Origin of the sequence: Streptomyces sp. NPDC014991 (genome assembly GCF_043080665.1) — a bacterium.
Taxonomy (GTDB): domain Bacteria; phylum Actinomycetota; class Actinomycetes; order Streptomycetales; family Streptomycetaceae; genus Streptomyces.
Window position 1 is genome coordinate 501,034 of sequence record NZ_JBIBVY010000001.1, and the last position, 12,224, is coordinate 513,257.

The window sequence follows — 12,224 nt, forward strand, 5'->3', positions numbered from 1 at the left end:
TCCTCCCGTGCAGAATGGCGGCACCCGCGCCCCGTAAGATCGCCCGGGAGGATCCACCTTGGCGCTCAGCAGACGTACCTTCAGTGCCCTGACCGGCTCCGCCGCGCTCGGTCTCGCCATGGGCGGCAGCGGCGGCCCGGGGGCGCCCTCGGCGTACGCGGGCGGCGGCGTGCCGACCGGCCCGGCGCCGGCCCCGCCGAGCGCGGACGGTGCCCGGCACACCATCGGCTACGACCGCCACTCGCTGCTCGTGGACGGGCGGCGGCTGGTGGTGTGGTCCGGGGAGATGCATCCCTTCCGGCTGCCCAGCCCCTCCCTGTGGCGCGACGTGCTCCAGAAGATGCGGGCCCACGGCTTCAACGCCGTGAGCATCTACGTGGCCTGGAACTACCACTCCCCCGCGCCGGGCCGGTACGACTTCACCGGCGTCCGGGACCTCGGCCTGTTCCTTCGCATGGCCGCCGAGACCGGGCTGTACGTCATCCTGCGGCCGGGCCCGTACATCAACGCCGAGGTCGACGGCGGCGGCTTCCCCGGCTGGCTGACGGCGGCGAAGGGCACGGCCCGCACCGACGACCCGGCCTATCTCCGCCACGTCGACGAGTGGCTGACCCAGGTGAACCGGATCGTCCGCGAGCACCTGTTCACGCGGGGCACGGGGACGGTGCTGCTGTACCAGATCGAGAACGAGTACGACGCCCATGTGGGCGAGGCCGCCGGCCGGAAGTACATGGCCCACCTGTACCGGAAGGTGCGGGCCGACGGGATCGACGTACCGCTGTTCCACAACGACAAGGGGCGGAACGGGTACTGGGTGCCCGGGTCGTTCGACACCGGCGGGGAGCGGGGCGGCTGGCTGTACGGGTTCGACGGGTACCCCTCGCCCTCCCAGACCCCGCCGGACTGGGGGCACTACGGGCCCGGGGGGCCGAAGGGCGGTGCCACGGCGTCGCCGTCCACGCCCGGCTTCGTGCCCGAGTTCGGGGGCGGCTGGTTCGACCCGTGGGGCGGCGCCTGGTTCGACGGCAAGGGGTACGCCGAGTCGCGGCGCACCCGGGACGCGGCGTACGAGCGCCGCTTCTACCTGACCAACCTCGCCAACGGGCTCACCCTGCACAACGTGTACATGACCTTCGGCGGCACGTCGTGGGGCTGGCTGCCCGCACCGGTCGTCTACACGTCGTACGACTACGGCGCGGCCATCGACGAGGGCCGCAACGTCACCGACAAGATCGCCCCGCTGCACCAGCTCGGGCACCTGCTGCAACGCGTGCCCGCCTTCGCCCGGCTGGACCGGGCGGCCGACGTGCGGGCCGAGGGCCTGAAGGTCTACCACCTCACCAACCAGGACACCGGCACCCACGTGTACGTCGCCCGCAACGACGGCACGGACGACGTCACCACCGACCTGCCGACCGACGCGGGCCGTCTGCGGATCACCGTGCCCGGCAAGGACGCCAAGCTGCTCACCACCGGGCTGCCGCTGGGCGCGCGGACCCTGGAGTACGCCACCGCCGCCCCCATGCTGTGCCTGACGGCGGGCCGCCAGGACATCGCCGTGTTCGCGGGCCGGCGCGGCGAGATGGCCGAACTGGTGCTGAGGTGCCCGGTCGAGCCGTACGTGCAGCGGCTGGACCCGGAGGCCGCCTGGGTCTACGACCGGGACGCGCTCCACGTGAACGCGCCGCTCGGCCGGGGCGGCCTGATCCGGGTGCTGGTGCAGAAGGGCGAGAGCGACACCCCGCTGCTGCTGCTCTTCGCCGACGACGACACCGCCGTCCGTCTCTTCCCGTACGACACCTCGTCCGGGACCCTGCTCGTGTACGGCCCGGCCCTGCTGCGCCACGCCGAGGTCCGCGGCTCCGAGGTCCACCTGACCGGTGACATCACCGAGGCGGCCGACCTGGAGGTGTGGGGTCCGCGCGGGATCGACACCCTGGTGTGGAACGGTCGCAGGCTGGACACCCGGGTCACCCTCTCCGGCAGTGTGATGACCACCGGCGCGCTGCCGGCCGTCCCCGAGATCCGGCTGCCCGCACTGGGCGGCTGGCGGACGCGCACGGAGAACCCCGAGGCGGGCCCCGGCTTCGACGACTCGAACTGGCGGGCCGCCGACAGGACCTCGTCGTACAGCACCACGGCCGTCCCGGCCGGGCAGCCGGTGCTGTTCGCCGACGACTACGGCTTCCACTACGGAGACGTCTGGTACCGGGGCACCCTCACCGGCACCACCGGCGTCAAGGAGGTCTCGCTCGCCTACAGCACCGGCACCCAGGGCCTGCTGATGGCCTGGCTGGACGGCGAGCCGCTCGGCACCCACCGCATGCCCGTACCCGACAAGGAGGTGACGATCCGCAGGGGCACCTGGACGGACACGGCGGTCTTCCCGGTGCGCGCGCGGCTACGCTCCCCCGGCCGGCACGTGCTGTCCGTCCTCGTCCGGCGCATGCAGCACGACCAGGACGGCAAGTCCCTCGACACGCACAAGGCGGCACGCGGACTGACGGCCGTCACCTTCGAAGGCGCGTCCCCGGAGGTGCGGTGGCGCATCCAGGGCGAGGGCGCTGCCGACCCGGTGCGCGGTCCGATGAACAACGGCGGTCTGTACGGGGAGCGGGAGGGCTGGCACCTGCCCGGGTTCCGGGACCGGGACTGGGAGAAGGTGACCTTCCCGCGCGCCGTGCGACGGCAGGGCGTCACCTGGTACCGGACCACCTTCCGGCTGTCGGTGCCGGCCGACGTCGACGCCTCGGTGGGGCTGACCCTGGAGGACGACCCGTACCGCGCCTACCGCGCGCAGATCTTCCTCAACGGCTGGAACCTGGGCCAGTACATCAACAACGTGGGCCCGCAGCACACCTTCGTCCTGCCCAACGGCATCCTGCGCACCCGGGGCACCAACACCCTCGCGCTGGCGGTCCTCTCGGAGTTCACCACGCTGTCGGGTCCCGGGTCGGCGCGCCTGACACTGCTGGGCGGGGCGACGGGCGGGGTACCGGTCACGCCCGTCTGACCACGCTTCCGGATCAGATCGTTCCGCGTGGGACGACGGTCGCCGGATCGCATGACGCGGACACGCCCGGACGCGTACGCTCGGACCGGCCGGACACCGCGGACGGGAAGGGAGACCGATGAGCTTCGGCGGCGCGCGAGAAGGAGCCGCACGCCTGGCCGCCCGCCTGCGGCGCCCCCGTCCGCGCTCCGCCATGCGCTCCCTGGCCCGGGACCTCGCCACCGCCGTCCGCGCCCGGCCCCGGCAGCCCGACGGCGTACGCGAGTTGTGCCTGGCGCTGTGCGAGGAGATGAGCGCGCTGCGCGGCGGACGGCCGCTGGGACTGCGGTTCGAACGGTTCCCGGACGAGATCGAGGTCACCGGACTGTGGGTGGAGTTCACCGACTTCGACCTGGTCATCGTGGAGGAACGCGCCGAAGCCGTGCAGCAACTGGTCATCCTCGGTCACGAACTGTGGCACCTGCACGCCGGACACCGCCACCACCACCTGGCCGGGGCCGCCGCCGCACGCGCCCTCGCCGACACACCCGGCTGGCGGGAGGCGGCCCTCACGGTGGCCGCCCGCAACGGCTCCCGGGAGGCCGACGAGGCCGAGGCCGACGACTTCGGGCACCGGCTGGCCACCCTGTTCCGGAGCCGTCTCGCCCGCACCCCCGACCTCCCCCTCGACCCCCTCCAGCGCTCCCTCGGCTATCGCGGACGGGAGCGGGCGGGTGAGCGCGAGGGGCACGCCCCGGAAGCGGACCGCGCGGCGGGAACAGGTGGAGCCACGCGGTGACCCTGCTGGCGCTGGATCCCTCGGGACTCCTCGGCGAGTTCTACATCTCCTTCTGGATCCCCACCGCCGTGCTCACCACCGCCCTGGTGATCAAACTGCCCTCGATCATCCGGTTATGGCGGGACCCGCTGCTCCGCGCGGTCGGCGGACTGCTGCTGCTCGCCTGCGCGGTGTTCGTGTTCTGCACGCCCTCCAGCATCGCCGGGGTGAACCGGCTGACCGGCGTGCCCAACATCTCGGCGCCCTGGTGCTACTCGCTGATCACCGCGTTCTGCGGCTCCTGCCTGCTGCTCATCATCACCTGGCGCAACGGCCTGTCCGACCGCTCGGCCGCCACCCGCCGCGCGACGCGCTGGGTGATCACGGTGTACTCCGGGGTGATCGCCGCCCTGTGGACGCTGTTCCTGCTCGCCGACGTCCCCGAGGAGCGGCTGCGGGACCTCGACACCTACTACGCCACCACGCCGTTCATGCGCGAGGAGATCCTGCTCTACCTCCTCGCGCACGCCGCCGCCTGCCTGGTCACGTCGCGCCTCATATGGAACTGGGTGCGCGCCGAGGGCCTGGACGCCTGGCTGCGGTGGGGCCTGAAACTGCTGGGCGCCGGCTACGTCCTCAACCTGATCTTCGACGCGGTCAAGCTGACCGCCGTCACCGCCCGCTGGTGCGGCCGTGACCTGGACTGGCTCAGCACCGGCCTGGCCCCGCCGGTCGCCGCTCTGTCCGCCATCCTGATCGCCGTCGGCTTCATCCTGCCGCACGCCGGACAGTACCTGCGCGACCGCTGGCGGGTTCGGCTCGCCCACCGTGAACTGGGGCCCCTGTACCGGCTGATGCGCGCCGCGAACGGCGACGGCGTGCCGTTCGTGCTGCGCGCCGCCCCCGAACTGAGGCTCACCCGGCGGGAGACGTTCATCCGGGACGTGCTGCTGCCGCTGGCCCGGCACATCGACACCGGCCTGGGCAGACGGTCCTACGACGCCGCCCTCGGGCTCGGTCATCCCCCGGAGCGGGCCCGGGCGCTGGCCGCCGCGGTGAGCATCCTCGACGCCGTCGGGGCCCGGGCCCGTACGCCGAAACCGCCCGAACCGGCCACCGGGCCCGACACCACCGGCCTGCTCCAGGAGATCGGGGCCGTCTCCCGCGCCCTCGGCCGTCCCGGCGACATCGAGGCGGTCCGCGCCCGTGCGACCGCCCCGGCCAGGAGCGTCGCCGCACACGAGTGAGGCACGGCCTGCCCGGTGGGCCCACCCCGGGCGCCGCCGGTGGCGCTCAGCCCGCGAACGCCGGCTGGGGCAGGCCCTGGCCCGCTCCCGGAACCACCAGGAGCGAGCCGGACAGGGGATGCGGTGCCGGCAGGCCCGTACGTGCCGTCGTGATGTACAGGTCGGTCAGCGCGGGGCCGCCGAACGCGCAGGCCGTCGTGCGCGGCGCGGGCACCCGGATCACCCGGTCGAGCACCCCGTCGGGCGTGTACCGGCGCACCGCGCCGCCGTCCCACAGCGCCACCCACACACAGCCGTCCGCGTCGACCGTGAGGCCGTCCGGGAAGCCCGCGCCCTCCTCGATCTCCACGAGCGGGCGGCGGTTGCGCACACCGTCCGCGTCGTGGTCGAAGACGTCCACGCGGCGGGTCGGGGTGTCGACGTAGTACAGGAGACTGCCGTCGGGACTCCAGCCGGTGCCGTTGCTGACCGTGACGTCGGCGAGGACCGTCCGCACCGTTCCGTCCCCGGTCAGCCGGGACAGCGTGCCGCCGCCCTTCGCCTCGTCGTAACGCATCGTGCCCGCCCACAGCGAGCCGTCGGGGGCCACCGCGGCGTCGTTCGCGCGCCGGCCGGCGACCGGCTCGTGGTGCAGCCAGCGGAACGTGTCGTCGGGGTCCAGCAGGCCCACGCCGTCCCGCAGGTTCAGCACCAGGCCGCCGCCCGCCCGGGGCTTGACCGCACCGACGTGGTGTTCCGTCGTGCGGACCGTGCGCCGGCCGGTCACCGGGTCGTAGGTGTGCACCCGCATGCCCAGGATGTCGAGCCAGATCAGCCGACCCGTCGCCGGGTCCCAGGTCGGTCCCTCGCCGAGCGCCGCCTCGGCCCGCACCGCCACCTCGTACGCCGTCATGCCGCGCTCCGGTGGCCCAGGCGCTCCGACAGCTCCGCCGCGCCCTTCAGCGCGAGCTGCTCCAGCTCGGCCCGGCGCTCCTCGCTCCAGCGGATCATGGGTACGGAGATGGACAGGGCGGCCACGACCTGGCCGGTGCGGTCGCGGACCGGCGCGGCCACGCAGGAGACGTCCGGGTTGGACTCGCGGTTCTCCACCGCGAGCCCGCGCTGCCGGATCTCCGCCAGGGCCTCGCGCAGGGCGGCCGGCCCGGTGATGCTGTTCGGGGTCATCGCGGCCAGCTCGGCGCCGTCGGGGATCCGCGCGGCCAGCTCCGGCTCCGGCAGGGAGGCCAGCAGCATCTTGCCCACGGAGGTGCAGTGGGCGGGGAGGCGGCGGCCCGCGGCGGAGACCATGCGGACCGCGTGCGTGGAGTCGACCTTGGCGATGTAGATGACGTCGGTGCCCTCGAGGATGGCGACGTGGACCGTCTCGTCGCAGGTCTCGGCGACGGAGCGGGCCACCTGCTGGCCCTCGGCGGCGAGGTCGAGCTGCTCGGCGTAGCGGCTGCCGAGCTGGTACGGGCGTACGCCGAGGCGGTACCGTCCGGGCTGTCCGGGCAGCGGCACGATGTACGAGCGTGCGGCGAGCGTGGTGACCAGCTCGTGCACGGTGGTGCGCGGCAGCTGGAGCCGGCGCACGATGTCGGGGGCGGAGAGTGTCCCGTCCCCGTCGAGGAACAGCTCCAGAATGTCGAGAGCCCGGGTCACGGCAGGCACGAGGCGTCCCACGTCCGGCCCCCTCCTTGGGTTAGGCGCCTGCGGGCGATATCCCCATCAGATGTTCGAGATATCAACAGACGATCGGCATGACGAACACAGGCTAGTCAGGGAAGGGGACGCGGGCAATGGCCGCGGGCGGGCGGAACGCGCCGGGCACCATGGATGCCATGCGACTCGACTTCCAGCTGGTGCTGCTGCGCCGGATGGCCGACCACAACCCCGGCCTCGTCGAGGAGGCCCGCCGCGAACTGGGCGCCTCGGTCACGGACATGAGGGAGACGAACAGACGCTGGCAGGCCATGGTCCGCTCGCCGCGGGCCCGGGGCGCCGCCGCGCGCTACCGCTCCGTCCTCGGCGGACCCGCCCGCGTGCTCCCGCGCCGCCTCGGTGACGTCGACTGCGAGGCCTGGCAGTGGGTCCTCCCGCTCTGGCCCGGCCTGCGCTTCGAGGTCCTCGTCGGGCCCGACGGGGAGGTCTGGAACGAGTGGCTGGTGCGGGCGCCGGACGCCCCCGGCCCGGACCTGCGCGTCCTGGAGGACCTGACACCCTGGTCGTGCACGGTGGACGAGGCGGCCCGCGCCTTCGCCCCCGCCCGCCCGCTGGAGGGCACGGCCCCGACCCGGTGGGGGCTGGCGTTCACCGTCCCCGACCGGGCCGGCACCCGGCACGAGGTGGTAGCCGAGTTCACCTGGGGCCTGCTCCAGCGCACGGCGGTCGTCACCTGAGCCGCGGGGCTAACCGGCGTCGGCCGCCGTCAGGATCGCCCGGGTCACGTGCTCCAGCGAGCCGGGGTGCAGCCACAGGAAGAGGTTGGGTTCCACCAGCTCCAGTTCCATCAGGCGGGGTGCGCCGTCCTCCCCGTCCACCAGGTCCACGCGCGCGTACAGCAGCCCGGACGAGGGGCCGGCCACAGCCGCCAGGGCCTGTTCGGCGACGGCGAGTTCGGCGGCCGTCGGCTGCCAGGGCTCCAGGCCGGGGTGGGCGACCTTGACGGCGTCGTACGGGGTGCCGGGGGACAGCACGGCCCCTTTCCGGCTGGCGTGCAGCAGCCGGCCGCCGAAGAACTGCAGCGCCCGCTCGCCGTTGACGTCGATGCCCGGCATGTAGGGCTGCACCATCGCCGTGAGGCCCTCGGCGTGCATCCGCGCGAGCTGCCGTAGCGCCGTGTCGTGTTCGGCGGGCGTGTACCGGGCGGCGAAGCGGGCGCCCGCGCCCGACGTCGGCTTGATCACGAAGTCGTGTCCGGCGGGCAGGCCGGCCGGATCACCGGGCGCCGCGTACCGGGTGGGCACCGTGGGCACGCCGGCCGCCGCCAGCTCCCCGAGGTAGCGCTTGTCGGTGTTCCAGCGCACCACGGAGGCCGGGTTGGCCAGCCGGGTCAGCGCGCCGGCCCGCTCCACCCAGGCGGCGAACTCCGCGGCCCGCCAGCTGTAGTCCCAGGTGGAGCGGATGACGACGAGGTCGTAACCGCCCCAGTCCACCGCCGGGTCGTCCCAGTACGGGGCCTCCGCGCGCGCCCCGGCGTCCCCGAGCGCCCGCACCAGCAGGGGCAGGTCGGTGTCCCTGCTCGGCGCGGCTCCGGGGTCGTAGGTGGCCAGGGCGATGCGGGGCACGGGCGGACTCCCTGTCGTACGACGGTTCGACGGACGGACGCGCTGCGAGGCTAACAAGCAGCACGCGACCACAGCACCTTGTTTGACCTTCCCCCTCGGGGAAGCCCCAGCATCGGTGGCGGACGACGAGAGACACGGGGTGCGCATGGAACTGCTGACGATCGGTGCCTTCGCGAAGGCGAGCCGGCTCTCCCCCAAGGCCTTGCGGCTCTACGACGAGCTGCGGCTGCTGCGGCCCGCCCGGGTCGACCCGGACACCGGCTACCGGTACTACGCCACGGCACAGCTGGAGCGGGCCCGGCTGGTGGCCTGGCTGCGCCGGCTGGGCATGCCGCTCGCCGGGATCCGGGCGGTGTGCGCCCTGGACGCGGCGGGCGCGGCCCGGGAGATCCGCGCGTACTGGGCGCGTGTCGAGGCGGAGACGGCCGTACGGCGGGACCTCGCCGAGTTCCTCGTCGACCAGCTGACCGGCGAAGGGGCTGGACCTGTTGGAGGACGCCGTGCGCGAAGCCGGCGCCGCCGTACGGGACCTCCCGGAGGGCGACAGGGAGAACGGCACCACGCTGACCGCGCTGCTGTGGACGGGGTCGAGGCCGGCGCTCGTGCACATCGGGGACTCGCGGGCGTATCTGCTGCGGGACGGGGGGCTGTTCCGCATCACCCACGACCACAGTGTGGTGCAGTCGCTGATCGACGAGAGGCCGGCTGACCCGGGAGGAGGCCGGCACCCATCCCCAGCGCGCTCTGCTGCTCAAGGCCCTCGGCGGCGGCCTGGCTCCGGTACCGGACCTGCGGCTGCACGACGCCCGCACCGGCGACCGGTATCTGCTCTGCTCCGACGGTCTCACCGCGGTCGTGACCGACGAGCGCGTCCGGGATCTGCTGGCCGCCGCACCCGGTCCGTACGCGGCGGTCCACCGACTGATCGCCGCGGCCAACGCGGCCGGCGGTCCCGACAACGTCAGCTGTGTGGTCGCCGATGTGGTGGATGCCTCACCGGTCCGAGGGCGGTCGTCGGCCGGGGGTGTCTGGTGTAGGAAGGGTGCTGTCGTCCCCGGCGGTCGGCAGAGTCGACAATAAGGAGTGCGTGGCGTGTCCTCTCTCTTTCCCGCTCTGACGGACGGTCCGGGCGAGCGGGCCGCCCTGCGGTTCGGTCCGCGGACCCTGACGTACGACGGACTCGCGGGCGCCGCCGGCGCCCTCGCCGGCCGGCTGCGGGGCACCGGACGGGTCGCCGTGTGGGCCACCCCCGAGCTGGAGACGGCTGTCGCCGTCACCGGTGCGCTGCTGGCCGGGGTGGCCGCGGTGCCGCTGAACCCGAGGTCGGGCGAGAAGGAGCTGGCGCACATCCTGTCCGACAGCGCGCCGTCACTGGTCCTCGCCGCGCCCGGGGCGCAACTGCCGCCCGTCCTCGCCGCGTTGCCCCGGACCGACGTCGACGCGTCCGCCACCGGCATCGTGCCCGAGGAGGAGGCCGCGGACGGTGACCCGGCGCTGGTCGTCTACACCTCCGGCACCACCGGCCCGCCCAAGGGCGCGGTGCTGCCCCGCCGGGCCCTGGCCACCACGCTCGACGCGCTCGCCGACGCCTGGCAGTGGACCGCGGACGACGTGCTGGTGCACGCGCTGCCCCTGTTCCATGTGCACGGGCTGGTGCTGGGCGTCCTGGGCCCGCTGCGGCGCGGCGGCTCGGTGCGGCACCTGGGGCGGTTCTCCCCCGAGGGCGTGGCCCGGGAGCTGAACGACGGCGCGACCATGGTGTTCGGGGTGCCGACGATGTACCACCGCATCGCCGAGGCCCTGCCCGACGACCCCGGGCTGGCGGGAGCGCTCGGGCGGGCCCGGCTGCTGGTCTCGGGGTCGGCGGCGCTGCCCGTGCACGACCACGAGCGGATCGCCGCCGCCACCGGGCGCCGGGTGATCGAGCGGTACGGCATGACCGAGACGCTGATGAACACCAGCGTGCGCGCCGACGGTCAGGCCCGGGCGGGCACGGTCGGGGTGCCGCTGCCGGGCGTGGAGCTGCGGCTGGTGGAGGAGGACGGCTCGGAGATCACCGTGTACGACGGGGAGAGCGTCGGCGAGATCCAGGTGCGCGGGCCCCACCTGTTCACCGAGTACCTGAACCGGCCCGACGCCACCGCCGCCGCGTACACCGCCGACGGCTGGTTCCGCACCGGCGACATGGCCGTGCGCGAGCCCGACGGCTACGTCCGCATCGTCGGGCGCAAGGCCACCGACCTGATCAAGAGCGGTGGCTACAAGATCGGGGCCGGCGAGATCGAGAACGCGCTGCTGGAACATCCCGGGGTACGGGAGGCGGCGGTCACCGGGGAACCCGACACCGACCTGGGCGAGCGGATCGTGGCCTGGATCGTGCCCGCGGAGCCGGGGACCCCGCCCGGCGCCGAGGAGCTGGCGGACCATGTGGCCCGGCGGCTGGCCCCGCACAAGCGTCCCCGGGTCGTCCGCTACCTGGAGGCGCTCCCCCGCAACGACATGGGGAAGATCATGAAGCGGGCGCTGACCGGTGCCTGACCGGCTCTCGGCACGTCAGGTCCTGGCGCTCGTCACGGACGCCGGCAGCTTCCGTGACCTCCCCTCGCCGCCTGAGGAGTCCCGGCCGGACGGCCCCCTCGGCTGGCAGGGCTACGACGCCTCGCGCGCCCGCGCCGCCGAGCGCACGGGCGAGCGGGAGTCGGTCGTCTGCGGCACCGCGAGCGTCGCGGGCACCCGGGCCGTGCTGATCGCCTTCGAGTTCGGCTTCCTGGGCGGCTCGCTCGGCGAACGCACCGGGGACCGGCTGGAGGCTGCCTACTCGCATGCCCGCGCGCACCGGCTGCCGGTCGTGCCGCTCGTCGCGACCGGCGGCAGCCGGATGCAGGAGGGCATGCTCGCGCTGACCCAGCTCCAGCGGGTCGCCCGTCAGTCCGCGCTCACCAGGGAGGCCGGCCTGCCCCAGATCGCGGTCCTGCGGGACCCGACGACCGGCGGCGGCTGGGCCACGCTGGGCGCGGGCGCGGACGTCGTCCTGGCCCTGTCCGGTGCCCAGGTCGGCTTCGCCGGCTCCCGCGTCCGTCCCCCGGACGCCGACCCGGCGGCCTACACGGCCGAGGCCCAGGTGGCGGCGGGCTCGGCGGACTCGGTGGTGGAGCCGGGCGAGGTGCGGGAGGTGCTGGGCCGGTGGCTGCGGCTGCTGTCCCGCGGAACGCCCGTGGACGGCGGGCGGGTGCCGGCCGCGGACGTGCCGGCCGCTCTCGGCGCCGCCGGCCTGCCCGGCACCGGCTGGGAGGCCGTCCGGCGGGCCCGTTCGCCGCGACGGCCGCGCTGCCGGGCCTACCTGGACGCCTACTTCACCCACCGGGCGGGCATCAGCGGCGACCGGTGCGGCGGCACGGACGCCGACGGCATGCTGTGCGGGTTCGGCGAGCGGGACGGCCGTACCGTGGCGTACGCGGCGCAGACCGGGGCGGCGACCCGCCCCGCCGGGTACCGCACCGCCGCCCGGCTGATCCGGCTGGCGGACCGGCTGGGGATACCGGTGCTGACCCTGGTGGACACCCCGGGCGCCGCCAACGACGCGGAGGCGGAGCGGCAGGGTGCCGGCCCGGCGATCGCCGAGGTGTTCGGCGCGGTGGCCGCCGCCCGCGTGCCGGTCACCACCCTCGTCATCGGCGAGGGCGGCTCCGGCGGGGCCCTCGCACTGGCGGCACCGGGCAACACCTGGGCCACGCCGGACAGTTACTTCTCGGTGATCGCCCCGGAACTCGCCGCGGCGATCCTCAAACGCGGGCCCCTGGAGGTGGAGGAGACCGCGGGGCAGCTGCGGCTGCGGCCGCAGGACCTGGTGGAGCTGGGGGTGGTCCGGGGCATCGTGACGCGCGAGGGGCGTCAGGAGCACCCGGACGGGGCCGGCCCCGGGGGACGGCCCCGGCCGTAGG

At 74.4% G+C, this 12,224-nt stretch carries 9 protein-coding genes and 1 pseudogene; 7 read left to right on the forward strand and 3 right to left on the reverse strand.

Annotated features, from left to right (window positions below):
• Window positions 1-58: 58 nt before the first annotated feature.
• From ACF1BE_RS02285 to ACF1BE_RS02295, 3 genes are all read left to right on the forward strand, one after another.
• Window positions 59-3,013 (forward strand): beta-galactosidase, encoded by a 2,955-nt coding sequence (locus tag ACF1BE_RS02285; RefSeq protein ID WP_392197085.1) that lies wholly within the window; start codon window positions 59-61, stop codon window positions 3,011-3,013.
• Between the two features lie 118 nt (window positions 3,014-3,131).
• A complete protein-coding gene (locus ACF1BE_RS02290) occupies window positions 3,132-3,791 on the forward strand; it encodes a toxin-antitoxin system, toxin component family protein (RefSeq protein ID WP_392197086.1) in 660 nt (219 codons plus the stop codon).
• Window positions 3,788-5,017 carry an MAB_1171c family putative transporter gene (locus tag ACF1BE_RS02295; RefSeq protein ID WP_392197087.1) on the forward strand — a complete coding sequence of 410 codons (1,230 nt, stop codon included), beginning with the start codon at window positions 3,788-3,790 and terminating at the stop codon, window positions 5,015-5,017. Before ACF1BE_RS02290 ends, ACF1BE_RS02295 begins: the two co-directional genes overlap by 4 nt.
• A 46-nt stretch (window positions 5,018-5,063) precedes the next feature.
• Here ACF1BE_RS02295 and ACF1BE_RS02300 read toward each other — a convergent pair whose 3' ends face one another.
• Both ACF1BE_RS02300 and ACF1BE_RS02305 read right to left on the reverse strand, forming a co-directional pair.
• Window positions 5,064-5,909 carry an SMP-30/gluconolactonase/LRE family protein gene (locus ACF1BE_RS02300; protein WP_392197088.1) on the reverse strand — a complete coding sequence of 282 codons (846 nt, stop codon included), beginning with the start codon at window positions 5,907-5,909 and terminating at the stop codon, window positions 5,064-5,066.
• Complete coding sequence (locus tag ACF1BE_RS02305) at window positions 5,906-6,679, reverse strand: IclR family transcriptional regulator (RefSeq protein ID WP_392197089.1); 774 nt, start codon at window positions 6,677-6,679, stop codon at window positions 5,906-5,908. The genes ACF1BE_RS02300 and ACF1BE_RS02305 overlap by 4 nt, the downstream gene beginning before the upstream one ends.
• Window positions 6,680-6,837: 158 nt before the next feature.
• On the opposite strand from ACF1BE_RS02305, the gene ACF1BE_RS02310 reads away from it, so the two are divergent.
• A complete protein-coding gene (locus tag ACF1BE_RS02310; RefSeq protein ID WP_392197090.1) occupies window positions 6,838-7,395 on the forward strand; it encodes a hypothetical protein in 558 nt (185 codons plus the stop codon).
• 9 nt (window positions 7,396-7,404) lie between these two features.
• On the opposite strand, the gene ACF1BE_RS02315 is transcribed toward ACF1BE_RS02310, so the two are convergent.
• Window positions 7,405-8,283, reverse strand: a complete 879-nt coding sequence (locus tag ACF1BE_RS02315; RefSeq protein WP_392197091.1) for a RimK family alpha-L-glutamate ligase — start codon at window positions 8,281-8,283, stop codon at window positions 7,405-7,407.
• Window positions 8,284-8,428: 145 nt separating this feature from the next.
• Here ACF1BE_RS02315 and ACF1BE_RS02320 point away from each other — a divergent pair.
• From ACF1BE_RS02320 to ACF1BE_RS02330, 3 genes and pseudogenes are all read left to right on the forward strand, one after another.
• Window positions 8,429-9,363, forward strand: a pseudogene (locus ACF1BE_RS02320) (MerR family transcriptional regulator).
• A gap of 12 nt (window positions 9,364-9,375) precedes the next feature.
• Entirely contained in the window at window positions 9,376-10,821 is a 1,446-nt protein-coding gene (locus tag ACF1BE_RS02325; protein ID WP_392197092.1) for an acyl-CoA synthetase, read from the forward strand.
• Window positions 10,814-12,223 carry a carboxyl transferase domain-containing protein gene (locus tag ACF1BE_RS02330; protein ID WP_392197093.1) on the forward strand — a complete coding sequence of 470 codons (1,410 nt, stop codon included), beginning with the start codon at window positions 10,814-10,816 and terminating at the stop codon, window positions 12,221-12,223. Before ACF1BE_RS02325 ends, ACF1BE_RS02330 begins: the two co-directional genes overlap by 8 nt.
• The last annotated feature ends 1 nt before the right edge of the window (window position 12,224 follow it).

Excerpts from the sequence above, each read along its gene's own strand:
- ACF1BE_RS02290 (WP_392197086.1), top strand. The coding sequence starts at position 3,132 with ATGAGCTTCGGCGGCGCGCGAGAAGGAGCCGCACGCCTGGCCGCCCGC.
- ACF1BE_RS02300 (WP_392197088.1), bottom strand. The coding sequence starts at position 5,909 with ATGACGGCGTACGAGGTGGCGGTGCGGGCCGAGGCGGCGCTCGGCGAG.
- ACF1BE_RS02310 (WP_392197090.1), top strand. The coding sequence starts at position 6,838 with ATGCGACTCGACTTCCAGCTGGTGCTGCTGCGCCGGATGGCCGACCAC.